This window comes from Methylobacterium gregans (genome assembly GCF_022179245.1).
Lineage (GTDB): Bacteria > Pseudomonadota > Alphaproteobacteria > Rhizobiales > Beijerinckiaceae > Methylobacterium > Methylobacterium gregans.
On record NZ_BPQM01000014.1, the window covers coordinates 1 to 24,694 of the forward strand.

17 protein-coding genes are annotated in these 24,694 nt (G+C 68.1%); 7 read left to right on the forward strand and 10 right to left on the reverse strand.

All coding sequences use genetic code 11. The features are described 5' to 3' along the window. On the reverse strand, positions 1 to 481 hold a 481-nt coding region (locus tag MFF54_RS03370; RefSeq protein WP_283206247.1), incomplete at its 3' end, for a sigma factor. A 1,444-nt stretch (positions 482 to 1,925) separates the two neighbouring features. On the opposite strand from MFF54_RS03370, the gene MFF54_RS03375 reads away from it, so the two are divergent. Then, positions 1,926 to 2,162, forward strand: coding sequence for a hypothetical protein (locus MFF54_RS03375; protein WP_238301229.1), 237 nt, complete (start codon positions 1,926 to 1,928; stop codon positions 2,160 to 2,162). A 1,148-nt stretch (positions 2,163 to 3,310) separates the two neighbouring features. Here the strand turns inward: MFF54_RS03375 and MFF54_RS03380 are convergent. Then, a complete protein-coding gene (locus MFF54_RS03380) occupies positions 3,311 to 4,303 on the reverse strand; it encodes a site-specific integrase (RefSeq protein WP_238301230.1) in 993 nt (330 codons plus the stop codon). A 1,111-nt stretch (positions 4,304 to 5,414) separates the two neighbouring features. Between MFF54_RS03380 and MFF54_RS03385 the strand changes: the two genes are divergently transcribed. Both MFF54_RS03385 and MFF54_RS03390 read left to right on the forward strand, forming a co-directional pair. Further along, a complete protein-coding gene (locus MFF54_RS03385; protein ID WP_238301231.1) occupies positions 5,415 to 6,449 on the forward strand; it encodes a nucleoid-associated protein in 1,035 nt (344 codons plus the stop codon). Continuing rightward, entirely contained in the window at positions 6,415 to 7,842 is a 1,428-nt protein-coding gene (locus MFF54_RS03390; RefSeq protein ID WP_238301232.1) for a hypothetical protein, read from the forward strand. Before MFF54_RS03385 ends, MFF54_RS03390 begins: the two co-directional genes overlap by 35 nt. A 254-nt stretch (positions 7,843 to 8,096) precedes the next feature. Here MFF54_RS03390 and MFF54_RS03395 read toward each other — a convergent pair whose 3' ends face one another. The 3 genes from MFF54_RS03395 to MFF54_RS03405 are packed head-to-tail and all read right to left on the reverse strand — an operon-like array spanning position 8,097 to position 12,664. Beyond that, a complete protein-coding gene (locus MFF54_RS03395) occupies positions 8,097 to 11,519 on the reverse strand; it encodes an ATP-dependent helicase (RefSeq protein WP_238301233.1) in 3,423 nt (1,140 codons plus the stop codon). A gap of 15 nt (positions 11,520 to 11,534) precedes the next feature. Further along, positions 11,535 to 12,092 (reverse strand): hypothetical protein, encoded by a 558-nt coding sequence (locus tag MFF54_RS03400; protein ID WP_238301234.1) that lies wholly within the window; start codon positions 12,090 to 12,092, stop codon positions 11,535 to 11,537. A gap of 8 nt (positions 12,093 to 12,100) precedes the next feature. Continuing rightward, positions 12,101 to 12,664 carry a hypothetical protein gene (locus MFF54_RS03405; protein ID WP_238301235.1) on the reverse strand — a complete coding sequence of 188 codons (564 nt, stop codon included), beginning with the start codon at positions 12,662 to 12,664 and terminating at the stop codon, positions 12,101 to 12,103. Between the two features lie 198 nt (positions 12,665 to 12,862). On the opposite strand from MFF54_RS03405, the gene MFF54_RS03410 reads away from it, so the two are divergent. The 4 genes from MFF54_RS03410 (at position 12,863) to MFF54_RS03425 (ending at position 17,328) form a co-directional block, all read left to right on the forward strand. Then, on the forward strand, positions 12,863 to 14,122 hold the full coding sequence (locus tag MFF54_RS03410) for a nucleotidyltransferase domain-containing protein (RefSeq protein WP_238301236.1): 1,260 nt from the start codon (positions 12,863 to 12,865) through the stop codon (positions 14,120 to 14,122). Next, a complete protein-coding gene (locus MFF54_RS03415) occupies positions 14,119 to 14,589 on the forward strand; it encodes a type II CBASS E2 protein (protein WP_238301237.1) in 471 nt (156 codons plus the stop codon). The genes MFF54_RS03410 and MFF54_RS03415 overlap by 4 nt, the downstream gene beginning before the upstream one ends. Next, positions 14,586 to 15,614, forward strand: coding sequence for a CBASS cGAMP-activated phospholipase (locus MFF54_RS03420; RefSeq protein WP_238301238.1), 1,029 nt, complete (start codon positions 14,586 to 14,588; stop codon positions 15,612 to 15,614). The genes MFF54_RS03415 and MFF54_RS03420 overlap by 4 nt, the downstream gene beginning before the upstream one ends. A gap of 112 nt (positions 15,615 to 15,726) precedes the next feature. Further along, positions 15,727 to 17,328: a T6SS phospholipase effector Tle1-like catalytic domain-containing protein gene (locus tag MFF54_RS03425; protein WP_238301239.1), complete on the forward strand. Its 1,602-nt coding sequence runs from the start codon at positions 15,727 to 15,729 to the stop codon at positions 17,326 to 17,328. A 48-nt stretch (positions 17,329 to 17,376) separates the two neighbouring features. On the opposite strand, the gene MFF54_RS03430 is transcribed toward MFF54_RS03425, so the two are convergent. From MFF54_RS03430 to MFF54_RS03450, 5 genes are read right to left on the reverse strand one after another with little or no spacing between them, the layout of a single operon-like run. Further along, positions 17,377 to 19,704, reverse strand: coding sequence for a TniQ family protein (locus MFF54_RS03430; protein WP_238301240.1), 2,328 nt, complete (start codon positions 19,702 to 19,704; stop codon positions 17,377 to 17,379). 10 nt (positions 19,705 to 19,714) lie between these two features. Next, the gene (locus tag MFF54_RS03435) at positions 19,715 to 20,731 is read right to left on the reverse strand and encodes a TniB family NTP-binding protein (RefSeq protein ID WP_238301241.1); all 1,017 of its coding nucleotides are present in this window, start codon (positions 20,729 to 20,731) and stop codon (positions 19,715 to 19,717) included. Next, on the reverse strand, positions 20,724 to 23,132 hold the full coding sequence (locus tag MFF54_RS03440) for a TnsB C-terminal domain-containing protein (protein WP_238301242.1): 2,409 nt from the start codon (positions 23,130 to 23,132) through the stop codon (positions 20,724 to 20,726). The genes MFF54_RS03435 and MFF54_RS03440 overlap by 8 nt, the downstream gene beginning before the upstream one ends. Beyond that, a complete protein-coding gene (locus MFF54_RS03445) occupies positions 23,129 to 23,881 on the reverse strand; it encodes a hypothetical protein (protein ID WP_238301243.1) in 753 nt (250 codons plus the stop codon). The genes MFF54_RS03440 and MFF54_RS03445 overlap by 4 nt, the downstream gene beginning before the upstream one ends. Then, entirely contained in the window at positions 23,878 to 24,693 is an 816-nt protein-coding gene (locus MFF54_RS03450) for a hypothetical protein (protein WP_238301244.1), read from the reverse strand. Before MFF54_RS03450 ends, MFF54_RS03445 begins: the two co-directional genes overlap by 4 nt. Between the last annotated feature and the right edge of the window lies 1 nt (position 24,694).

The following is a 24,694-nucleotide window of genomic DNA, read 5'->3' on the forward strand; positions in this document are numbered from 1 at the left end:
TTGTTAGAGGCTCTAAGGCCGCCAGCACGTCATGGAGGTCAACATGACCCATCTGCTCGGGTAGGGTTGCGAGCCGGTTCGTGAACTCACCGTCCACGTCCTCAACCTCTCGGCTCTGCTTGCGGGTCAGGCTGTAGAACTGGTTACGGGTGATCGTGAAGAGCCACGCCTCAAGGTTCGTGCTGGGCCGAAACGACGATCGGCTGCGCCATGCCCAGAGCACCACATCCTGCACCACGTCGTCGTCGGCGGCATAGTCGCATCCTAGGGAGCGGGCGAAGCGCCGAGGCGTAGGTACAGCCGCGAGCAGGCCAGCCCGAAAAGCCTCGGCATCGCGATCCTGGACCCCCGTCCATCGGCTATGGTCGTCTGGGACCATACCAATTAACCGGATCACCTCCTCCTTGCCTTCACGTACATCAAATCGCCGGCCCCAGCTGACACGTCCAGTTGCCACTAGGGTCGAGACATCACGGGTCACCCCTATCGACAGGCTCAGTCAACGGCAAAGCCCGGTCGAAGGCCTAGAAACGAACGGCGCGCCGAAACCGATCCAACGACGGTTGGATCGGAATATCCGGCGGCCGAGGTTGAGCGGTTAGCCCTTCCTGCCCTGCTTGTAGCTCTGGATGGCGCCCTGGCACCCCGGCGAGAGCTTCGACATGTTCTTCTCGAAACACGCCTGCGTCTCGGGACCGTCATCGGGCGGGAGACCCGCGCAGAAGGTCGTGAATGCAAGCTTACGAGGCGTCGCTCAGCGAAGGATCGAAAAGCGGCTGAATGACGTTCCTTGCCGCCCATAGGGGCCAAACAGGAGGAACGCTCATGCGTGTTCGCTATCTGCTCCCGCTTGTCGGCTTGCTCGCACTCACGGCCTGCAAAGACGAGAAGAAGGCTGAAGCCCCCCCGCCGCCTCCCGCTAGCACCGCACCGGCAAACCCTGGCGCTCCGGCGACCACGACAAACCCGGCTCCAGCCAACAAGCCGTAGCCAACGATCCAAAAGACTGGCGGGCCCTGGCACGGAGCCAAAGACACAGGACCCGCCAAGCGCCAATCTCCGTATCCTCAATCGAGCACCTGTCTACCTGAACGGCTCGGCTTCGTCGTAGTTGATCAAGCAGGTTCAGCGCGGATGGGGTGCTGCCATGGGTGACGCTATCGGTTCTACCTTACGGACGGCTTGTGTCTTGGCGGCAGTCATTGCGCCCACCACAGCCTCAGCCTTTGGCTTCCCGGGGTGCCCAGACCTTCCTGAATACAACCGAGCTTTGGGCACTCTTCAGGGCATGACCACTTGTGGCCTAACCGTTGAGGAGGCTCGCCGCATTGTCGCTGCTCATGACGGTCCTTCCGCCGTGCCTCAGCCAATAGCCCCCGTACAGCCCACCTATCACCCTCGCTACAGACAGCCGCGCTAGCTTGGCCTCAGCCTTGCTCTGCCCTGCTTATGGAAGGGGCGACCATGACCACCGAGACCTACGCTCTGTTCTGCCAGAAGGACCACACAGCACCTGGACCACCCTGGCCATCGTACTGGCGACCGGCCTTGCCATCGGCGTTGCGCTGTCGATCGTGGCTTCTCTCGTTCCAACTTAGCTAGGCTGATCCTCTAGGCCCTAAGCCCTCGATACCTGACCCCGGGGTCCCAGCCCTGCTTGAACGCGACACCAGGGGTACCCACCCGGGGGAAGTGCAGAACGGCCCATATAGGGCAGGGTTCTCAGATTTTTGCGGCAAAATGGGCTGCACCCCTGGCGAACCTGATCGGTCTTGGGTGATTGCTTCGGCATGTTCTTCTTTTTCTCGAACCGCTTGGGCTGCCTTGGCTCGATCCTGGTCTCGCTAGTGCTGACCCTGGTGGTGCTGGCGGTGATCCGTGGGTTCTAGCATTGGGCTTGCCACAGCGCGGGGTGACATGATGGTATGGACCGCCTGCTTGTTGCACGCCTTGGGCTTACCATGAGCGAGTTCGACCGAGTTGGTATGGCTGTGCTGTGGCTCAAGCGTCACCGTGAAGAGCTGCAAACACAACTCGATATTCTGAATGGAACAGACAATAGCCGGCCTGCTCTCAAGGTTGAGGTCATTGCTGATACGGCAGTTGCCCGTGAGATAGTGCAAAATTGGATCTACGAGCTAGATATCATATTGAGCGACTGAGGACGGCGTAGCTCGCAGATATGTTTCGCTATCGCATTCGCTTTATAGGTTCTGCCTTTGAGCAGATCATTCAGTCTGACGATGAGCGGGACGTAGCTATCAGATCGGAAGAGTTGCTGAGGTGTCTTCGTTCACAGGGCCTAGCTGTTCGGTGTAAGGTCGAATCTCCTGCTGGTTCGGAAGTTGTGAAGCTATCATGGTACAGACAGAACGTTCTTCTTGGGTTGGGTAGGAGTCTTTGACGTTCCACCATGCTCTTGCTGGACTTATCGACGTATAGTTTCCCGGCTTTACCAGATGACCAATCATTATGCTCGATAAGACGGTTAGTGATGTTAAGCTAACGTGTCTCAGCCTCAGTTAACATCAGTTCTTCAAGGTAGTACTGTTTTTTAACAATGGCATCACTTTCTATGTCTAACTCCTCATTATTATAATATATATTAGTATTATTAGTTATCTCAATGGCATCACTTTCTGTCTTGCTATTGTTATACATAATGTGTCCCCTCTTCGGGTCTCGCTTCCTGCTTACGGGGTAAAAACCCTTGGTCGTAGTGATGTCAGACACTTAGCAAGGCGTCTTGCGAACTGGGGTTAGGCAAGGTGTCTTACTCCAGAAGGACCGATGTCAGGGCCAAGAGTTCCGGGGGTTGTCTCTTCCGGTGTGAGAGGGATGGGCGGGAGAGCCTGTTGAATGGGTGTCTGACCAAGGATGTCATCCATGATCCGCAGGAGGTCCCGCCTAAGATTCAGGCATGTGTGCCACCGATCGAGTCCGTTGAGTGGCAGAGTTACTGCTTGCACTGAAACCTATAATCAGACGCGGCGCTTTCAAAGGTTGAATGTGCGCTTCGGATTCGTTTGAAATTGAACGCACACTCGTCATTTCCTTGGCTGTTGCCTGCACATCCGGCATGTCGCTTCAGTTCGCTCGCTACGTTGCTGATGGCCGAATTGTATGAGCTGATCGCATGTGAACAGTCTGCTGCTGCTGGTCCAGCTCAGACTAGGTAAATGGCGACGAGGTATTTGCGCATAGTTCAAGCCAATAATGTGTTGTGGGATGGGGTCAGGGTTGTTAGGCGACCAGCATATTCAGCAAGGCTGGTGCGACATCAAGCCTGAGGCTGCTCATTGGTTGGCGGCTATGTGGACGCTCTTGCCAGCTTCTCTGCGACAGCTTCTGGCCTGAGATGGTTGTACCGCATGAGCATCCGCGTATCCCGGTGCCCACTCATCAGCGCCACCTCAGGCACACTCAGGCCGGCCTCGAAGAACCGGCTCACCGCCTCATGCCGTAGGTCGTGGAAGCGTAGCTCTGGCAATCCTGCTCTGATCCTGAGCCGTTCCCAGGCCAATCGAACGGCATTGCCGCTGACCGGGAAGACCCTTGGGTTGGTCCTCGGGAGACCCTTCAGGACAGCAAGAGCCCTAGGGGTAAGCGCCACCGTCCTAGCGTAACCGTTCTTGGTGATTGGGAGGTGAGCCGTGCGCCGCTCAAGGCTGACGTTGGACCATTGCAGGCTGAGGAGTTCACCGCGCCGCATCCCGGTCTCGACGGCAAGCTCGACCAAGGGCCGCAGGTACCACGCATGGGCCGAACCGATGGCGGCACTCAGCTTCTGACCGTCGTCCTGCTCAAGCCGTCTGTCGCGGGCCTTGGATGGTTCAGGCAGGGTGATGCTCAGGACCGGATTAGCGCTGAGAGGAGCATCCCACTCCCGCATCGCCAGGGTCAGGCAGTGCCGCAGGATGGTCAACTCCCGCCTTACTGAGTCGCCACTAACGGCAGATAGCCGATCATCCCGGTACCTCGCCACCAGGGTAGGGGAGAGCTTCGCCAGTGGGGCCTTGGTTAGGGAGTGAGCCAGAAGGGTCTTGATCCGGGACTTCTCGAAGCGTGCCCCTCGCTTGGCCGGTGTGACCGTCTCCTCGTATCGCTTCAGGAGATCGCCCACGGTGAGGCTTGATGCCTGCCGATGGCTGACCGGGAGTTCAGCCCGTTCAATCGCCCGCTCCTTGTCCCTCGCCCAGGACAGCGCATCAGCCTTGGTGCTGAATGATTTGGAGATTGCCGGGAAGCCGTCACGCCTGACCTGAGCCTGCCAGGAGGAGCCCCGCTTTCGTATCGTCGCCATAGGTCGCGGCCTGCGCTGCTGTGACACCAGCGTGACAGACGGACCAAACGAGAGTGATTTGCTGAGGCGAAGCCTGTGAAACCCTTTGTCTCACAGAGGCTTAGGTTCTAGGGCGTCAGATAAGGCGCGACTACCCCCTCAACGATATCAACCCTTTAGCGTCAGCGCCAGGCACTCCAAGCCCGACTTCGCGCCAACAAAGAGCCGACTTTTACGCCTCTGCGCCATCAAACACCCGACTGCCGGTTGGCTGGGCCCACACGGCTCGAAGATCGGTCCATGAGGATGCTCAGCCGGCCGCATCAAGGCGCGCATCGATGAGCAAGCCGCCGAACCCGAAGATAGAACCTCTGTTGGCGCCAAATCGGATCTCAGCAGGCGGCAGATCGAACCATATGGGTGCAAGTTATTGAAGGACGATAGAAAACCGCTTCAGCATCCAGCAACTGCGCCCGACAGCCACACGCCCCTATCCTCCGGCACGCCACCGACCTTGCCTCCGCGCCGACGGGACGTCGGGCTCTCCTTCCCTCGCATCCGCTCGGCAAGCTGGGTCAGCTGACGTAGGCCTGTCGACAGCGTCACAACCACCTCTTCTCTGTCGGCCATCCCCGGCCGGTCCATAACCCGGGCAGCAAATTCATGGCATCGTCCGGGGATGGCGGTTGTGCCCGGTGAGTGCGACGGCTCTGACTCCCCGCGACATGACGGCTTCCCCGGCGAACCGGCCGCCGGGCAAGGCGAAACCGTGTCGGGCCAATGGTGGCGCCCGGTCGTGGTGAAGGTGGCGGTCGATAGGGTCGATGGTGGCGTACGGTTGCTGCTTTTCCTGCCAAGTGGCTGCCAGAGCTTAGCCTTCGGCTCCCACCCTAGCGAACGAACCGTGACGCGGGTGATCGCGGCGCCGCCCCGAGTGCTCTCGCAGCGGCGCCTGTCATCGTGCCGCGAGGTTGCATCGCGCCGGCAATCATGAGAACATAAACAGAACAATATGGACGTCGAGCCGATTGTCCCGGTTGAAAACCATCCTGAGGTTGAATGACCGCGGGCGGGATCCGGCTGCCCTCGCTATACCGGTCGTGAGAGGAACGATGCGACCACAGGGAGCGAGATGGCTTTTCTGACCGATGCGGAGAAGGACGCATTGTCGATCCGGCGGATGATCTTCCATGTGGTCGGCAAGGACCTCGACGAGCCGACCCTCCTGCCGGAGATCACCCCGCTCCAGGAGCCAGCCTTTTTCCTCGCGCGGGTGCGCTCGGCCCTGACCGGCAACCTGTTCGCGTTTCGCGTCGGTTCCGGCGTCGAGGCGGCGCTCCGCGGCATCGCGGGAGGCGGCGACTTCACGGCCGGGACGCAGGCATTGGCCCGGGACTTCCATACCCGGCACCGCTCCGGGACGAGCAATGGGGCGTTCCTCGTGTTCGAGCTCGGGGTCGGCACGGACGACCCGGTCTACGCGCTGGTCAAGTACGACCACGACGAGGTGGTCCGCTACTCGCTCGGTGCCGCACAGCCTCGCCTCGAACGGCTCCAGGAGGCGTTCGTGAAGAAACCGGAAGCCATGCAGAAGATCGCCCTGGTTCGCCTGGCGCCGGGGTCGGGCGGCCATGTGATGGTCCGCGACCGCAGCAAGCGGACGCACATCTCGGAATACTTCGAGGGCTTCCTGAACGCGCGCCGCGTGAACGAGCCGGGCGACCTGTCCGGCAAGCTCGTCGAGGCCGTCAAGGTCGCCTACAAGACGCATAAGCCCGATCTGCCCGCGGACGTGCAGGCCGGCGGCGTCAACCGGCTCTACGACGTCCTGCGGCAGGGCGGCCAGCGCTACGACCCGGAAGATCGCGAGCCGCTGCTGACGGCGCTCTTCGGCGTTCTGCCGGAAGGTGCGTCGATCCGAGGGACCCTGGAGCGCCAACTGCGGGACCGCGGCGTCGCGGAGGAATCGTTCGAGATCGATCCGGAGCGCGTGCAGAAGCCTCGTAAGCGCGTGATGGAGACCCAGGAGGGCGTGGTGGTGCTGTACGACGAGGCGCATAGGCCGACCCGGACGACGATGCCCGACGGGCGGGAGAGGATTGAGATCCTGACGGCGGGGGTCCTGAGGGACGATGTCGACACCGAGAACCGTTCACGCGGCCGTTGAGGCGAGCCGGTCTGCACCGGGCTTCGTCGTCAACGAGGACGCCGGCCGGATGACGGTTGCCGGGGTGCTGTCGCGGGAGGCACTGACGGCTTGGCAGGCCGTCGCCGATGCCGGCGCGCCGTGGCTGACGCTCGACTGCCTCGACGGCTCGGACGACCACGTGGCGCCGCGGGATGCACCCGACGGCGACAGGGTGCGCGTGACGCTGACCTATGCGCGCCGCGACGGAGCAGAGCACCTTTTCACGCCCGAGGGTTGGCGATCCCTGTTGCTCGATGCCGACCGCGCCTGCCGCGTTTCGGCAGTGCGCCTAGCGTTCATCAGGGCCGCCGACGGCTTCCGCACGCGCGGGCACGTCGTCGAGCCTTGGGTCGACGCCCCGGCGGTCGCCCCGGTGCCGGAACCCCGCCCGGAGGCCGGACCTAGGCGGGTCGTCCGCAGTCAATCCCCCGAACAGATGGCGCCTCCCCGGATCGAGCCCTACGTGGCCGGAGCCGCAAGGGTCGATGGTCCCGCCGCCCCGGCGTGGCGGGAGGCAGCCGGAACGATGATCGCCCTGTCGCTGCCGAACGAGCTCTACCGCGACGGCGCCACGCCCATGGCGATGCTCGCCGGCCAGCCGCCGCGCAAGCTCATGCTGGGGGACGGCGGTCTCGGCGCGGATGGGTTCGATGCGCAGCAGGCCGCCGCGGCCTGGGTTTACCTGGAGGGTACCGACGTCGAGGTGCGGCATACCTTCCTGTCTGCCGAGCTGTCGCGGGAGTGGACCGCGGGGCAGAGCTTCCGGGCGGGGCTGCCGAAGCGGGTCGGGCCGGCCCTGGACTCGGCCCGGCTTCTGTACAAGGCGCACCTACGCGCCGGCAGCAAGGACACGTTGAAGGCCTTGTCCGATCTGCGCAAGACGCTGTCGGACGAGGTACAGAAGCTCCTCCAGCAGTCCCGCGACCTGTCCGCGGCCGTGTGGAGGGACGTGGCCGTGGCGATCGGCGCGCTCGTGGTCCGGCTCGCCATCGACGCCGCGAAAGGCGGAGGTGCCGGTGGGGCCGGCTTCGCCGGGCTGTACGCCGGCGTGGCGGCGTATGTCGGCATCTCCTACGCCGTGTCGGTCTCGACGAACCGCCGGTTCCTTGGCGTCGTCGAGGCGTCCAGGTCGGCGTGGCGCACGAAGCTCTACGGCTTTCTCGACGACGCCGATTACGACGCACTGGCCGACGGCCCGCTCGCCGGGGCTATGGCTGCCTACCGGCGCGCCGAAGGTCGAACGACGGCGGTGGTTTGGGTCGTGGTCTTCGTCATGCTGGCCGCCGCGGCCATGGAGGCGGGGTGGATCGACCAGGACGCGCTGCGCAGCTGGCTGGCGACGGCTCATGCCCGGGTGCCGGCGGCGCACTAGGTGAAGCGCGGCTGACCCGCGGGCCCGGAGCCGGCAGCCGGACCGGAGCCCGGCACCTCAAGGTCGGGCGAATGGTGCCGCCGAGTCGCAGCTTAGGTGACGGCTGATCGGGTACGTCGTGGCGTGCGGTCGGCACTTTACCGGTCAAATAACCTCCACGGCTCACGATTTTCATGTCAGGCACCTGAGCCGGGCCCGACGCAGTCGGCTGCGGTATCGTCCGCAGCGTAGTCACGACCTGGTCCAGCCGTCGGCTACGCCCCATCCGGACGGTGAGCCGCGAGGATGCCCGCCGGTACGGGCCCGCAGGTCACGTAGTGCGGGCACCGCGGGCAGGCCCTCTCGTCGGGTTCCGGGGGGAAGTCGCCCGCGAGGATGCCCTCCGCGATCAGTCGCAGCTTGCGCTCGCGGTTCGTTCGCTTCCTCGGGGTCAACGGGATGTCCATCACGCCGTCCCCGCTCAGGTGGATGGCCTCGACCCGCGCACCCGGGCCGTGGCGCAGGCCGGCCGCTATGAGATAGGCGGCGTAGACGAGGTCGTCCTCCTCTTCCTTCCTCCTTCGGCCGGTCCGCACCCTTCGGTAGACCGTGGCCGCCCCATCGCCGCGCACCTCGTCGGGCAACACGACGAGGCTGAGGCCGCCGAGATCGATGGCGACGGGCTCGCGCAGCCCGGGGACATGTCCTTCCCGGGTTCGCATGAGCGCCTCCACCAGTCCGAACCCCATCCGACGGAGCTCCTCGGCATATCCTTCGGTCGGTCCCTTCTCGGACCAGACCGCGTCGAAGCGCGCCCGCACCGCCTCAAGCGGGAGGCCCCAATTCCGCGCGTCCTCCCTGAGCCAGCGCAGTACCTCGTGCACCACGTCGTGCATCCTGACGAAGGGGGTCGAGCGGCGACCGCCGGCCGCGCCCAGCACGTGCGTGAAAAAGAAGCGGCGGGGACACCGGTCGTAGAGTGAGATCTGCTCGGCGGTGAAGGAGGGCGGCCCCTCCCACGCGACGCCGATCCGGTGACGGTCGGGCTCGGGCATCTCGCGCAGGTGCAGCGGCGGATCGGGCACGTCCCGCACGACCTCGGCGACCTTGTCGAGGAAGGGCGAGAGCGGGCGCCCGCTTCCGTTCGCCTTGCGGCGCGCCGCGAGGAGGGTGAGATGACGCCGTGCCCGGGACGCCGCGACGAAGAAGAGGCATTCCTCCTCCTCGGCATGACCGCGCCGGACCGCGTCCAAGCCCGACAGACCCTCGGCGCCGGCGACGAGCCCGTCCGGGGGCGGGCAGCGCGGGGTCCGGCCGCCGCTCGGAAATCCCTGGCCGACCATGCCGGGGATGTGCACGGCCTCGAACTCCAGGCCCTTGCTGGCGTGGACGGTCATTAGGCTGACCCCGTCCATCGCGGCCGCGGCCGCGGGCATCTGGCGGAGATCCCGCTCCTCGGACAGGAGGACCAACCGCCTCGTGCGGTCCAGCAGGCGTTGGATCGGGAGCCCCTGGCCCGGCGGCAGCTCGCGGCAGAACGCGAGGAACTGCCAGAGGGCCACCATCCGCATCCGGTCCCGGGTCCGGAGCGGCGGGCGGGGATCGGGCAGCAGGTACCGGCGGTCGAACAGCTGGCGGCAGAGCGCCTCCCAGGGGTGGCTGGCCGCGCCCAGGCCCTGAAGGTCGGCGCGGAGGTTCGCCAGCGCCGTCGCCGCCGGGGCGCCGAGCGGGACCGCCGATTCCGTCGCCCATGCCATCGGCTCCTCGCACCGCGCGAGGACGCGCTGGAGGCGGCCGACATCTCCGAGCGGCATCGCGTACCGCGGAATGCGCGCGACCCGGGCCAGGGTGCCGGCCTTGGGATCGACCAGCAACGCCAGGACGGCGAGCAGGTCGCGGATCTCGTCCCGCTCGAACAGGGTGCCGAGAAACAGCACGGGCACTTCGCGCCGTTCGAGCGCCGCCGCGACCGCGGCCAGGCGGGCGTTGCCTCGGCACAGGACGGCCTGGTCCCGGAAGTCCACGCCGTGGACCTGCCGAAGTTCGAGGATGCGGGCGGCGACCGCGGCGGCCTCGTCCTCCGGGCGTTCGACCGTGCGCGTCTCGGGGTGCGCGTGCGAGGCACCCGCGTGGGCGGTGAGGTCGAGCGGAAGGACGCCGCGCGAGGCCGCCATGTCGGTCGCGAAGGCCGAGAACGTCGCCACTATCTCCGCCGACGAGCGGTAGTTCACCGTCAAGCGCCCGATCCGGCGCCCGGGAAAATCGGCCTCGAAGCCCGTCATGTTGGCCGAGGCGGCGCCCCGGAACCGGTAGATGGATTGGCGGGAGTCGCCGACGACCCAGAGCCGCTCGCCTTCGCCCGCCAGCGCCTTGAGCAGCCTGACGCTCGCCCGGTTCACGTCCTGGTACTCGTCGACGAGGATGTGGCGGTGCTTGGCGCGCAGGATGTCCAGGGCGTCGCGGTCCCGCTCCAGCAGGAGCGTCGGCCGCATGACGAGGTCGCCGAAGTCGAGCCGGCCGAGCCGCCGCATCTCGGCGTCGTAGACGCGGTAGACCGCCGCGACCTCGATGGCCTTCTCGGCGCGCAGCCGGGCCTCCCCGTCGTCGCCGGCCCGTTCCGCCATCCGCTCGGCGAGGGCCATGTACGCGTCCGGAAGGGTGAGTTCGTCCTTCGCCCGCGACACCGCGGCGAGGATGTCGCTCAGTTCGAGCGTGGGGTCGTGCAGGTTCCGGAAGTGATGGAGCGGCAGCCGCGGAACGAGATCTTCGAGCATGCCGACGGCGTCGGCCTTGTCCACGAGCCGCGGGTCGTCGGGCAGCCCTTCGCGGTCGTGGAACTGCCGCAGGACGTCGAGGCCGAAGCCGTGGAACGTGCCGATCCAGGCAGCGGCGGCCGCCTCGGGCAGGCGGGCGGTCAACCGCTCGACGAGTTCGCCCGCCGCCTTGTTCGAGAAGGTGAGGACGAGGATCTCGGATGCCGTCGCTCCCCGGTCGAGGAGCCGTTCGATGCGGCTGACCAGCGTGCGCGTCTTCCCAGTACCGGGTCCCGCCTGCAGGAGGAACGGAGTACCCTCGTGGAAGGCGGCGGCCCGCTGGCTGTCGTCGAGCGGAGGTCCGGCCACGGCACCGGGCTCGGCGCGCGGCCGGTGTTCCGGCAGCAGCAGGCAATCGGCCAACTGCTGGGCGACGAGGGCGTGAGGAAGCCCGGTGAGGCGGACGATGTCGGTGGCGCCGTGCCCGTCCTCCAGGAAGAGGCGTCGCGCCAAGGCCCGCGGCAGGACCAACTCGCGGGCGAACAGGTCGGCCTGCAGCTCCCGGCGCTCCCGCCGGCCGTAACCCTCGACCTTCTCCACGCCCGTGGCGGCGGCCTCCACCGCGCGGCTCGGGTCGATGTCGCCGTCGACGATGACCTCGTCGGGATCGTGCAGGACGGCGTGCCCCAGCTCGTGCCCCGCGAGCAACGCCTTGGCCGTCGGGTCCCCGCGATCCTCGCAGGCGATGGCCGGGAGGGTCGGGTCGTAGAGGCCGCGCCCGCCGCGAAGGTAGGTATCGCCGGGACGTAGCCAGCTGAGATCGATCTCGTGGGCATCGATGGCCGCGACCACGAGATCGAGGGGGCGAAGCGGATCGGCGCCCCCCTCGACCGCCGCCGCGTGGACCTCTGCCGCCCTCGACCTGACAACCTCGAACGCGTCCACGGCGGCGATGTCCTTCTAAAGCGATGCCAGGTACCGCTTCTGCTCGTCGCTCAGCCCCGAACTCTCGATGGCCTCGGCCAGCGATTGCTTCTCGACGGCCTCCGGCTTGCCGTCCGACTTGAACCGCGCGGCCACGGGCACCCGCGCGGGCCCCGCGAGGAAGCGGGCAAGCTCGTCCGCGCCGGTCCCGAGCGCCTCGGCCAGACGTGCCAGGAACCCGGCGCTCAGATCCTCGACGCGGATGAGCCGGTCCTTGAGCCGCCCGAGGAAGTTCAGGTTGCAGCCGAAGCTGCGCGCCACGCCGCGCAATCCTCCTTCGGCCCGTACGGCGAAGGGGTCGATCCCGCCTTCGGTCGTCGACGCGGCCGGTGCGGCAGCGGTTGAGGCAGGGCACGCGTCGGCGGCGCAGGCGGCGTAGGCACGCTCGAAAGCGGCGTCCGCGATGGCGACGAGTGTGTCCGGGTCCTCCCCGATGGCGAGCAGCTCCGCCTTGAGCTCCTCGGGAGAGGCCGCCAGGATCCCCTCGATGTAAAGGTCATCCAGGGCATCCAGGAACCTCTCGTCCTTGGTCATCTCTCGGTTCATGATCTCCATCCTTTCGGGTAGCGGAGGGAGAGCGCCTTCCTGATGCGCTTCTTCACGTAGTCGAGATCGCCCTGTGCCAGCCCGGTGCGCTCCCGCAGCGCCTTGCCGGCGAGCTCGTCCCCGAGGGCTTCGAGCACCGCGAGCTCCTCCGGCTGGTCCCTGAACATCTCGAACACCTCCCCGATGATCCTCGCCCTCTCCTGGGCGTCGATGATGGCGTCCTCCGCGCTACCGGCCCTCGGCTTCTCGCCGAGCCGGGCGCGCATGTGGGCGTCGACCTCCTCCGCGTCGTCGGTCGCAACCGACCGCTTCTGCTTCTCCCGCTCGTGCGAGACGAGGCTGCGCATCACGCCCACGAGGTAGGCGACGACGTTCAGCTCCCGGCCGCACTGCCTCGTGCCGAGCAGGGTCCGACAGATCGCCTCGTTCAGGAGGTCGCCCGGGTTGAGCGTGGTGCCACCGCACAACCGCTTCGCGATGACGACCAGTTTCTTGCGGTCGTCGCGCGACAGGCCGCGGTAGGCCGCCCCGAATTCCTCCGGGCTGAGGTCATCGCCCACCCGTTCGCCCCCGGCTCGCCTCCGCAGCCGGCCGCCCGGCCAAACGTCCGACCGACATCCCCTATGCCCCCCGCCCGCGATTTTCAGAATCCGCGCCGGCCAAATTCTGAGACGCGAGCTTGGCCGGCATACCTCGGCAGGATGCCACGGACGCAGAGGTTTTCAACCTTGACGAGCGTCCAGCCAAGGAGCGAATTCATGAACCACTTCCGACAGCCCCCCGACATCGACCCCTTCGCCAGCGCGCTCGATGCGGTCATGGCCGACATCGCCATCTCGGTGCAGCTGCCGCCGGGCCTGCACGCGAAGGCGGGGGGGCGCTACGAGGCCATCCGCGAGTTCGCGGAACGCCCCGGCACCCCGTTGAACGGGTGCATCCTGCGCTTCTACCCGCAGGGCAGCATGGCCATCGACGCGACGACGTCGACGCGCGGCACGGACGACGAGTACGACCTCGACATCGTCGCGGCGCTGGACCTCGATCCGCATGCCGATCCGGACGAGGTGCTCGACCTGCTGTACCGCTCGCTGGAGGGGTACCCGACCGGCCAGAAGGTCGAGCGCCAGACCCGGTGCGTGACCGTGCGCTACGCCGACCGGATGCACGTCGACGTGACCCCGGCGGTGCGCCTGGGACACGGCGCGGAACGGGTCAGCCACATCTTCCACGCCCACCCGGACAAGCCCGCGTCGGAGCACTTCCACGTGCCGATGAACGCCTACGGCTTCGCCGAATGGTACCGGGCGCGCACGCCGCTGGAGCGCCGGTTCGCGGCCGCCTTCAACAAGCGGCTGCACGAGGCCTACGGCATGGAGGTGCGGGCGGACGCCGAGGTCGATGAGATCCTCGACCAGGTGCCCATCATCGTGAAGGCGGTGGCGACCGTCGCCCTGCAGCTGCTCAAGCGCCACCGCAACGTGGCCTACGCCGGCGCCACCGGGCGCATCCCGCCCTCCGTGATGCTCTCCTGCTTCGCGGGGCAGGCCTCGCAGCCGGGCCTGCCGCTCACCGACATGGTGATCCGCCTGGCCCGCACGGTGGCGAGCGCCTTGCGAGCGGCCAGCGCCCGGCGTGAGCGCATCAAGGTCGTCAACCCCGTCCACCCGGAGGACTGCTTCACCGACCGCTGGCCGGAGAGCCTCGCCCAGCAGGACGAGTACGCCGCCAAGCTCACGGACCTCGCCGACGGCCTCGCATGGATCAAGCAGCACGGTTCGAGCCTGGAGGACATCCAGGACTGGCTGCGGGAGCGCTTCGGCAGTCACGTCGTCTCGACCTCGGTCCGCCGCTTCAACGACCGGACCGGCCGGGCGGTCCAAACAGGTCTCCACGCCTACACGCCCAGGGGCGGCCTCTACGTCCCGAGCCGCCCGGCGCTGGTCGGCGTCGGCGGCGCGGCCGCCGCGGCGCCGGCCCGGGCGAGCGCCCACACCTTCCGCGGGGGGCGCCGGTGGTGAGCGTCTTCCCCTCCATCGCCGACCAGGACCGGGCCATCCGGGCCTCCTGGCCGTCGTTCCAGCTCGTCGAGCGCTCCGAACGGACGGCGACCTGGCTCGGCACGCTCAAGCCTTTCATGCTCGCCTACGAGGTGCGGGTCTCGTATCGGGTCCCCCTCGTCGTCGAGCGCATCGCCCCTCTGCGGCAGCAACCCGAGGTCCGGGTGATCTCACCGGCCCTCCGACGCCGCCCGGGGGATGGCGAGGGCCCGCTGCCCCACGTCTACGTCGATCGGGCCGGCGACCCGGTCCTCTGCCTGTTCGACCACGAGACCGGCGAGTGGACCCCGTTCCGCCTGCTCGCCGAGACGACCATCCCCTGGGCCCTCGACTGGCTCGGTTGCTACGAGGGCTGGCGCGCGACCGGACGGTGGTCCGGGGGCGGTCGGCATGCCGAACCCCCTGCCGCCAAGGAAGCCGGACGATGAGCTACGTTCCCCCGCGCCGCTCCGACGGCACCCAGCAGGACCGCAGGCAGCCCCTGCCTTGGCCCAAGGACCGGCCCTTCCGGATCCTCTCCGTCGACGGAGGCGGCATCTGCGGCATCCTCCCGGCCGCGGTGCTCGCCGAGCTTGAGGGCCGCTTCCTCGAAGGGCGCTCGGTCGCCCGGCACTTCGACATGATCGCCGGGACCTCGACCGGCGGCATCATCGCCCTCGCGCTCGCCCACGGCCTGACGGCGCGCGAGATCCGCGACGTCTACGTCGAGCGCGGCGGCAACATCTTCCCGCCGCCGTCGCGGATCGAGCGCCTCACCCGGTTCGTGCGCCAGCGCTACCGCTACGTCTACGAGCGCAAGCCCCTCGAAGACGAGCTGCTGCGGATCTTCGGGGAGACCACCTTCGGCGAGGCCCGGACCCGGCTCTGCATCCCCGCCTTCGAGGGGTTTCACGGCGAGCCGTTCGTCTTCAAGACGCCCCACCACCCCGCGTACCGGAAGGACCGCTCCGAGCGCATGGTCCGGGTTGCCCTGAGCACCGCGGCCGCCCCGACCTACTTCGAGGCTCTGTCGAACAACGGCTACGTGATGGTCGATGGCGGCCTGTGGTCGAACAACCCGACGATGAACGCGGTGGTCGACGCGCTCGCCTGCTTCGATATCGACCGCGGCCAGATCCAGGTGCTCAGCCTCGGCTGTGGGGAGACCGCGTTCAAGGTCGACGCCAACAAGACCTCCGGCGGCATGATCCAGTGGCGCGGCGTCATCCAGGCGGCCATGAAGGCGCAGTCGCACAACGCCCTTGGGCAGGCGGGCCTGCTCATCGGTCGTGACCGGCTGACGCGCATCGACGCGCCGGAGAGCGCCAACCCCATCGCGCTGGACGATTACCTGCGCGCGAAGGCGGAGCTGCCGGCCATGGCCCGGGTCCTCGTCGAGGGCGCCGGGCGCGAGATCCGGCGGAGCTTCCTGGCCGACGAGGTCGAGCCGTACGCCCCGTGCCCGGTCGTCTGAGGCCGCCCGGGCGTGTCCCGAAATCTGAAACCCCGTCCCGGGCGGCATCGCTGCCCAGGACGCCGATGCGGCCGTCGCCCATCCCGGGCTCCGGCGTTCCGGAGGCAGGCGGATGCCCAAGAATATCGTGGTCTTCTCCGACGGCACCGGGCAGGACGGCGGCGTCCGCCCCGAGCAGCGCGTCAGCAACGTCTACAAGATGTACCGGGTCTGCAAGGTCGGGCCCGAGAGCGGCATCGACCCGGCGGAGCAGGTCGCCTTCTACGACCCGGGGCTTGGCACCGACATCGGCGCCACGGCCCTGACGGCGCCGGTGCGGTTCGTGCAGAAGATGGCCGCCTCCCTCTCGGGGCGCGGCATCACCACGAACATCGCCGACTGCTACCGCTTCCTCATCGACCACTACGAGCCGGGCGACCGCATCTACCTGATCGGCTTCAGCCGCGGGGCCTACACGGTCCGGTGCGTGGCCAACCTCCTGATGTACTGCGGGGTGCCCACGCGGGGCGCCGCCGGCCCGCTTCTGCGCTTCCGCAAGATGACGCGGGACATCGCGCGCGAAGCGGTCGGAACGGTGCTGGAGCACGGTGCCGGCCACCCGCGCGCAGACTTCGACGCGGAGCGGCACGAGCTCTCGCGGCGGTTCCGGGCGCGGTACGGCTCCGACCATCCCGACGGCGGCAAGTCCAACGTCGAGCCCTACTTCATTGGGACCTTCGACACGGTCGCCGCGCTCGGTGTCGCCGGCGCAAAGCGCACCCTGATCAAGGCGGGCCTGGCGGCCGCGATCGTCATTCCCATCGGCATCGCCATCACCGTGACCTCCGCCTTGGCCGGGGGCATCTCCTACCTGTTCGACGGCCCCTTCTGGAAGGTGGACCTGATCACCGCGGGCATCCTCGTCGCCGCTTCCGTTGCGGCTACCTGGGCGGTGCGGCGGCGCGTTGTCGCAGCGAAAACCAAGACTATCGAGAACTGGCCCGTACCAGGCAAGTCGAAGAGCCACGTGGCTGAGTGGAAGGGCGAGAACTTCGACCGTCTCCTCAGCGCCCAGGTCGGCTACGCACGCGCAGCCATCGCCATCGACGAACGGCGAAAGGATTTCGACCGCGTGAAGTGGGGCGCGACCGAGGTCACTCCGCCGCGGGCGCCCGGCGCGCCGGATCAGTTCCGGCAGCTCTGGTTCGCCGGCAATCACTCGGACATCGGCGGCAGCTATGACGAGACCGAATCCCGGCTGTCCGACATCGCGCTCCGTTGGATGCTGGAACAGGCCGTCGGCGTCCCCGACGGCCTCAAGGTGGATGGAATGCCGCCCGTCGCCGATCCGCGCCACCCGGTCGAGGTGATGCGGATCCCGCGGTTGCGCCTGCACCCCTCGGCCGCCGGGGTGCAGCACTGCGAGGTGGCCGGCATGCGGGACGCCATCGAGGCGCGCGTCTCGGTCTCGTGGGTTCCGGCCTGGGTGCGGCGCTGGGCGCAGGGCAAGACCTGGGAGGCTAAGGACCGGGAGATCAGGCCCGACGCCACGGTGCACCCGAGCGTTGACGAACGCTTCCGGCTCGCGTCAGTGGTCCAGTGCGATGGGGCCGCGCCCTACCGTCCCGCATCTCTGGCCCGCCATGTCCAGTTCAAGCTGTTCTACGCAGGTCCGGTGGCGGCCTTCCCGGAACCTTCGGAAGTCGTCGGGCTGGGGCGCCCAACTGAGGAGTAGGTACCTGATTGCTTAGACTGCGACACACCGGACGACCGAACGGCCGGTTCACGTCGTGGGCCGTTCGGATCGGTCCGTTACCGGGGAGGCTGGCCGCGCCGCCTTGACGGTACCGAACGCGGTGCCTCCCCGGATTTGCGGGAAGGTCGCGCGCAGCATCTCGGTGCTGGCGACCGTACGGGCCACCAAGTCTGGCCAGGCGCGCGGCGCGGAGAGCTCGGACGCCGAGACGATGTCGGCAACCTCCAGCCGCCCGGCCACCTCGCGCCAATGCAAGCGGCCGCCTACCGCGGCCTGTATCGACACCTCCCGAGGCGGGCGCCCTCCGCGGGTCAGGACGACCTCCACTGCCTCCCGCTCGGGTTGAACCTCGATCCGGATCGTGAGGTCGCCGGACGCGCTGGACAGGGTCAGGCCGCGGCTTCGCCCGACGAGCTTGAACGTTCCCCGCCGCCCGAGCGCGCGGAGCAGCGCGGCCTGGAACGCGAGCACGCCGCCGCCCGCCGGGTCGTCGGGGTCGCAGGACAGCGCCAACGCCGACCAGGCGCTGGCGCGGTCGACCATGTGCGTGACGGTTCCGTCCTTCTGGGCAACCCGCAACGTTTCAACGCCGAGCCTCTCCAGCATCGTACCGGCCTCGTGGCCCGACCGCGCCGCCCCAACGGCGTCGGCGTAGACGTGCGCAGGCGCCCACTTGCGGTGAAACGCCTCCAGCGAGGCCTCGTCGATCCTACGCCAGCCGCGCTTCCCCGCGCACATCCGCAGGTGCCCTTCGTCGATGAGGCCGTCGACGGTCTCGACCCTGCAACCGAGGATGGTCGATGCCTGGTAGCGGCCGAGGCCGGGAAGCGCCCGCAGGGCGGCCCGTGCCGCCTGCATGTCGTCCCGGCGGCTCCGCCGCGGGTCGGGGACGAGGAGGTCGCCCAGGGTCGGCCCCGTCTTCCCCCGGGCCACCGCATATCCCTTCAGGATCGCCTCGACCGAGCGCGCCGGGTTGGTCTTGCTGGTCCGCTTGAGGTCGGCGAGCCGCAAGTGGCCGTCCGGCACCTCGGCTACGGTCTCGGACCCCCGCAAAAGGCGCGCGGCAAACGCGGCCAGGTCCTCTGGCCGGAACCGGTCGCGGTCGCTTCCCGAGCCGATGCGCATGAAGTGGGTGATGATGCCGGCGGCCATGAGCGCGTCGAGGGTCTCGCGCGAAACGCCCAGCGCATCGGCGGCTCCGTCCCGGTCGAGCGAGGACGCCAAGGTCCCCCTGACCAGGTCCGCCTGCTCGGGACTGAAGGCCCGATAGCGCTCGCGCGCCGCGCCGAACTGCCGTTCATGGATACCGAGCGCCTCGGAGATGCGGCGAAGCCGTTCCTCCGTGAGGCCGAGTTCCTTCGCCAGGGTCGGGACCGGCAGCCAGCCGGCCTCGCCGGCGTACCAGGCATCGCAGGTCGCCGGCGAGAAGTCGCCTCGCGAGACCGCGACCCTGCGCATGGAGCTGGCCAGAAGCTCCACGTGCGAGCCCTGCTCCTCACGGAGGACCGAACCGAGCCACCCGAAGCGAGCCGACCTTCCGCCCGCCGCGGAGGCCGCGCGCGCGTTCGCGAGGTCGTTGAGCAGGGCGTCGAGGGCAGCCTCCCCCCTCGCCAGCACGCCGTAGCCGGCCCGCATCACCGCCGGCAGGTCGAAGCCCTTCGTCACGCCGACGACCGGGCGTGTCCGCAATGTCACCCCCAGCGACACGCGCCCGACGAGCTCCACGAGGTCGAGCGCCTCGCCGAGGGTGCGGAGGCCGTCGAGCGGCGGGACCGGGAGGGGGCTAGCGATGCCCATCCGCGCCAGGATGTAGGCTTCCAGGGACGGCCGCGGTTCCGCGCGCCGGGGCACGCCATACCGGAGGAGGTCCGCCCCCGACGGGGTGTGGGTGAACGAGGCCGACCACCACGGTACGGGACGGCCCGAGGCGTCGCGGTCGAGGACGTCGAGGTCATGGTACGGACACCGCGCATAGGCCGGCATATCCCACCACACCCGATGGTGGGGATTCTCGGAAAGGCATGCGGGACAGAAGCGGCGCCGGCCGATCTGCCAATGCTGCCGCCGGACTTCCTGGCCCATGATCACGACCGACGTCGGGGTGACCACGGGGGTGGCATGGATCAGGTGGTCCTTTCCCGCAATCGGGAAGGAGAGCGCGAACTCCAGGCACTCGGCGGGCTGGATGTCCCGTCCGTTCAGCCCGTGCGAGTTCAACAGGACGGCGATGCTGCCGACCTCGTTGATGGCCCCGAGGCGCACGACATACCCGTGAGCGGGCTCGCCCGGGTATGCGGCTCGCCAGTCGGGGAGCGGCGGCTCGAAACGACCGCGCAGGTCGGTGAAGGTCGTCATGCCGGTCCCCTCACTTGACGAAGGCGCCCTGCGCCGGGTCCTTCGGCTGCAGCGTCGGCTTGGCGGCCTGCGTCACGCGAGCCGGGGCTTGGTCAATGTCGTCGCGGAAGGGGTTGAAGGTCATCCCGACCGGCCGGATCATGTCCCAGGCATCGGCGAAATGCTCGACCTCGACCCGCTCGGCGCCGTCGTTGAGCGCCCGGCACCCGGCCGAGAAGGTGAAATCCTTCAGCCGGCCGATGATGCCGTCGGTCACCCAGTAAAGCCGCGAGGCGAACCACTGCGATCCGAGGCCGGACTTCGTATTGAAGGGCAGTCGGCCGTCAATCTCGGCGCAGAGCAGGCGGAAGAGGTCACGCTCCTCCCTGCTGTCCCAGGTGTAGGGCAGCATGATGTGGTGGGGCAAGCCGCCCCGTCCCTCCAGTTGCTTGTCCGCAGCCATGATCTCGTAGGTTTCGACGAGGCCCGCGGCGACGACGTTGAGCGTACCGAGGTTGAGGATTTTGCGGATCAGACCCTGGCAGTCCCGGAGCGCGCCCTTTCGCGCGGTGGTGAGGGCTTCCTGGACCTCGTCGAGGATGAGCAGCTGGACCTTCTGCTTGACCAAGGCGTTCAGCACGTTCCCGAAGAGCGGGTCGATCGTCATCCGGGTGACGTCACCGGCGTTCAGGGCCCCTGCAACGGCCGTCACGAACCCCGCCTTGTTGCAGCCGACCGGCAGGTCGACATAAACCACGGGCCTCACGATCCCCTCGGTTCCGGTCAGGTCGGCCGGAAACCCGCGCGCGTACCGCTTCAGCGCATAGCTCTTGCCCGTTCGTGGATCGCCGGCGAGCACGAAAAGGGACCCGAAGTCGGGCAGGCCGTCCTTCACAGGCATGTGGAAGCGCGCCACCGCCGCCGTCGCCGTCTGGAAGCGGTCGTGCCCCACGAAAAGGTTCTTCATGATGAGCTGCCGCTCGGCCGCCGGCTTGGCCGCGCGTTCGGCGCGACTGAGGGGCCCATTGTCCTGGCTGGTCTCACTCATCGTCCGTTCTCCAATTCTTGGCTGCCTTGAGAGCCGCGAGTTCGTCATCGAGGTCGTCCGCCGGCTCGCTGGCCGGCGCAGCGGCGATGGGCGCCTCCGCGGCCGGGACGGCGGGCGGCATGCCCGGTCCGGGTTCCTCCAGGGCCTGGGGCGGGGGTGACGCGGGGCGGGCGTCCGACGGCACGCCATCCTGCGGGGGCACCAGGGGCAGCGGGCGCTCGTGCCCGGCCGCGGGGGGCTCCGACCGCGGCGAGGGGGGCGGCGCCGGCAAGGCCGATGCCGCGGGCTTCGGACGGCGCGCGATGGCCAGGGGGTCGAGGTGCCCCGCGGTTGTGGCGGGATGCGCCGGCGTGCCCGTCCGGACCTCGCTCCGGAACCGCGCCTTGCGTTGGGCGTCGAGGAACCGGGCAAGGCCCCGGTGGACCGCCTTGCGCTCGGGCTTCGCCCGGGCGGCCGCCGCCGCGTCGCCAAGGAGGTCGAGCGCCCGCATCAGGGCGTCGAAGTCGAACGCGCCCTGCACCATGCGGCGGGCGTTGGCCACGGCCAGGTCGTGGACGTGCCGGTGACGCCCTTCGGCGTAGGCGCGGTGGGCTCTCGTCGCCGGCACAGTGATGATGCGCCCGTCCCGGTCGTAGGGGTCCACGACGTAGATCCGGCCGAGATCGGCCGGGTCCCGCGCGCACCTGTAGCGCGTGCCCGCACCGTCCTCCCGCGCGCTCCGGTGTCCCGGATTGGTGATGAGCGAGAGCAGCTCCGGGCACTCGTACTTGATGTGGCCCCAGACGATCCCGTCGTTCTGGATCGTGCGGTCCTCCCACTCGCCGCAGAGGGCGACGAACAGCTCGGCGGGAGGGAGCGGGCCGCTGGGATGGCGAGCAGCCTCCTCGTTCCAGACCCGGAGCGGGATGTCGCCGATGCCCCGCAGCAGGCCCAGCCCCTTGGACTTATGGACGTTGTGGACGTCGCAGATGAAGAACATCAGGAGCGACAGGAACTCGGACTGCCGGATCTTGGCGCGATCAAGAGTCTCGCTATCGTGCTCGCGTCGCTCGACGGTGTTGGACAACGTCGTGCCCGGAAGTACGTGGACGAGGCCGGTGTTGAGATAGCCAAAGAAGCGTTCCAAAGCCCCCTTCAGCCAGGGGCACTTCGGCTTGAACCGCGGCTTGTTCATTTTTAGCTCGCGCGCGGCGGCTTCGATGTCCTTGCCGATGAAGTGGAGCGCGTTGTCGACCCATAGGTTCTCGATCCGGCCGTAGCAGGGCCAGGGCATCCTCACCGCCGGGAAGGCCGACATGTCCTTCGGATAGATCGCGTGCCGGAGCCCCGCGATGAAGCTTGCGAAGCTTGGGGCCTCAAACCCGAGCGAGGCGCCAACGATCATGCCAGTCTTCCGACAGCGGAAGATGATCAGGTCCGGCCGGCCGAGGACGAGGTCGCTGTCGTCATCGACGAGCAGGATGTCGAGAGTACAGTGGTCGACCTCGACGTCCTGGTAGGGCCGCGCCGGCAGGGCCTGCACCTCGTAGGTGCGGTGCATCTTGGCCGCGTATTCGGGACCCTTGCGGTAGTAATCCCGAACATACTTGTCGACATCCTTGCAGCGACGCTGGAAGGTCCGCAGCGAGGGGACCTCGATCAGGTCGAGCTCCTCCGGCGCGAGATGCCGCGCGAGCTTGCGCTTGTAGGCCTGAACCGAGGTGACAACCTTGGCGTAGGCCATCTCCGTGGTCATGCCCGGGCTGAGCCAGCGCCAGACACCGCGTTCTAGCGCCACCTCGCCCACGTGCCCAAAGGGCTTGCGGCGGTTGCCCTTGTGGTTGTGCCGGTCGACGAGGCATGCCTTGCCATGGATGTCGCCGAGCGACATCCAGAGGTCGAACCACCCTAGCACCGTGGTGAAGTGCGGCGCCTTCTCACCCTTGATCAGCGCCACATGCAGGATGATGGGGTCGAGCGCCGGCTTCGAACGCCGGAACTCGTAGGGCGCCCGGGGCCGTGCCTCGCCCTCGACAAAGCCCCGGGCGCAGGCGTTCACGTAGTCGAGCTTCCGGTCAACCTGGGCCACCTGCTCCTTCGTGAGCTTAAGGCGGCTCGGCAGTGGGCCCCGCGGCTTGCCGTCTTGGAAATTGCCGGCCACGAGCCGCGCTTCGCCGCGCGCCGACAGGAAGGCGAGCTGCTCGTCGGTGATGAAGAGCGGCTCCTTGTCCTCGACGCACAGGAACTGGAGCCGACCGTCGAGGCGACGCTCGAACTCGTGGACGCGCCCGGCGATGCTGAAGACGTCCTTGTTGCGCAGGTCGAAGCGCGGAGTGACCGCCTGCGAGTGCGCGACCTGCGCGGCGGGCGGCCCCGACCACGGGCTGGGATGCGCGGAGGGAACGGGGAAGGGTGCGTTCACGCGCTCACCTCGCGGATCTCGGTCTGGAACGAGAAGGGCCGGGCAAGGTCGAGCGCGATCTCCCCGGCCAGCGCGAGGTTCATCACCGCTGTGTAGGCGCGGCACTCCCCCGGCCGGTCGTTGAGCCGGGCGGCCCGCACCACGGCCGCGACGATGGTCGGCAGGCCGAGCTCGACGAGGGCATCCCGGACGCGCAGCAGGGCAACCGCGTCCGGGACGATGTAGCGGTGGCGCTCCATGATCTGACAGTTCGAGAGCCTGGGCTCGGCCCGGATCTCCACCTCGTCCAGGGTCAGGAAGACGACGCCGTGGTCGAGGCGGTAGGCTTCCTCGATGTGAGGCTGCCGTCTCGTCCAGGCCGGCAGCTCCGTGATGAAGCGCGCCTTGGCATCGATCACGACGACCGAACCGGCGCGGTAGCGACACACCACGTCGGGGACGTAGACGTGAGCCTCCTGGCCGCCCCTGCCGTCCGGGATGAAGTAGGTGAGTTCGTGCGGCTCGACCGCGTAATGCGCGATGTCCGGGTTGGCGCCGAGCAACGTGCGCAGATCGCGCTCCAGGAGCGAGCGGAAGGGGGCGTCACCGAGGGCCTTGTGATCGCCCCCGTCCCCGTCGACCGCGCACAGGTAGTTGCGCTTCTTCACCTTCCGGACGACGGGAGCGCCGGGAAAGAGCCCGAGGTTCGCGGGTTGCGCGGACGATCTGCGGCGCAGGACGTCCGCGGAAGGGGCGGCCGCGGCGATCACGCACGGCCTCCCTGCGTGACCCGGGTCTCGGGACCTAGCGGGTTCCGGAGGTCGAGCGTGACGTCCCCCGCCAGCGCGAGCTCGACGAGGCAGGCGAGAGTCCGGTCGAGCCGGCGCGTCGGGTAGGGCCGCGCCCGCCGATGGAAGCGCGCGACGGTGGTCGGCAGCCCGTGCCGGACCAAGGCCTCCCGCACGCGCGGCACGTCAGGGTCCTGGCACCCGGCCCGCTCGCGCAGCATGCGGACCCGATTCTCACGCTGGGTGCGCGCGAACAGCGTGTGCTCGGTTAGGACGCGGCAGGTCACGCCGAGGCGGCGGTAGGCTGCCCGTACGGCGGCCTCCGTCCGCGACCATTCCGGCGCGGCCGCGTCCCGCTCCCAGCTATGGATGAAGGTGACGGCTACGACGGAGCCGTCGCGCCGGCGCGCGACCGCCTCGGGGCGGTGACGTCCCTCCAGCATGTCCCCACCGGGGATGACCTCACGGTAGCTGAGGACGTGCCCGTACGGCACGACCAGCGTCGTGGCGGGGTCGCACAGGAGCATCGTCAGCCCGGCGGTCTCCAGGGCGGACGTGGTCACGGCCATGCCCCCGGGCAGTTTCTCGCTGCGCACGATGTCGGGAACCCAGCCGCGGGGCGACCGGTGCGGCTGGAGCGACCGGGGCGAGGGGCCGAGCCCGAGATCGGCGGGCACCGCGAACGAGGTGCCGTGGACGGCCGGGGACGGGGCGACGCTTTCGAGCCGGAGGAGGGCCGGCTTGACGTGGACGGGCGGAACGGCAGAAACCGTGGCGGTGTTCTGGAGCAGCATC

Coding starts and splice junctions, on each gene's coding strand:
- MFF54_RS03375 (WP_238301229.1), top strand. CDS start 1,926: ATGGACCGCCTGCTTGTTGCACGCCTTGGGCTTACCATGAGCGAGTTC.
- MFF54_RS03380 (WP_238301230.1), bottom strand. CDS start 4,303: ATGGCGACGATACGAAAGCGGGGCTCCTCCTGGCAGGCTCAGGTCAGG.
- MFF54_RS03385 (WP_238301231.1), top strand. CDS start 5,415: ATGGCTTTTCTGACCGATGCGGAGAAGGACGCATTGTCGATCCGGCGG.
- MFF54_RS03390 (WP_238301232.1), top strand. CDS start 6,415: ATGTCGACACCGAGAACCGTTCACGCGGCCGTTGAGGCGAGCCGGTCT.
- MFF54_RS03400 (WP_238301234.1), bottom strand. CDS start 12,092: ATGACCAAGGACGAGAGGTTCCTGGATGCCCTGGATGACCTTTACATC.
- MFF54_RS03410 (WP_238301236.1), top strand. CDS start 12,863: ATGAACCACTTCCGACAGCCCCCCGACATCGACCCCTTCGCCAGCGCG.
- MFF54_RS03420 (WP_238301238.1), top strand. CDS start 14,586: ATGAGCTACGTTCCCCCGCGCCGCTCCGACGGCACCCAGCAGGACCGC.
- MFF54_RS03425 (WP_238301239.1), top strand. CDS start 15,727: ATGCCCAAGAATATCGTGGTCTTCTCCGACGGCACCGGGCAGGACGGC.
- MFF54_RS03430 (WP_238301240.1), bottom strand. CDS start 19,704: ATGACGACCTTCACCGACCTGCGCGGTCGTTTCGAGCCGCCGCTCCCC.
- MFF54_RS03435 (WP_238301241.1), bottom strand. CDS start 20,731: ATGAGTGAGACCAGCCAGGACAATGGGCCCCTCAGTCGCGCCGAACGC.
- MFF54_RS03450 (WP_238301244.1), bottom strand. CDS start 24,693: ATGCTGCTCCAGAACACCGCCACGGTTTCTGCCGTTCCGCCCGTCCAC.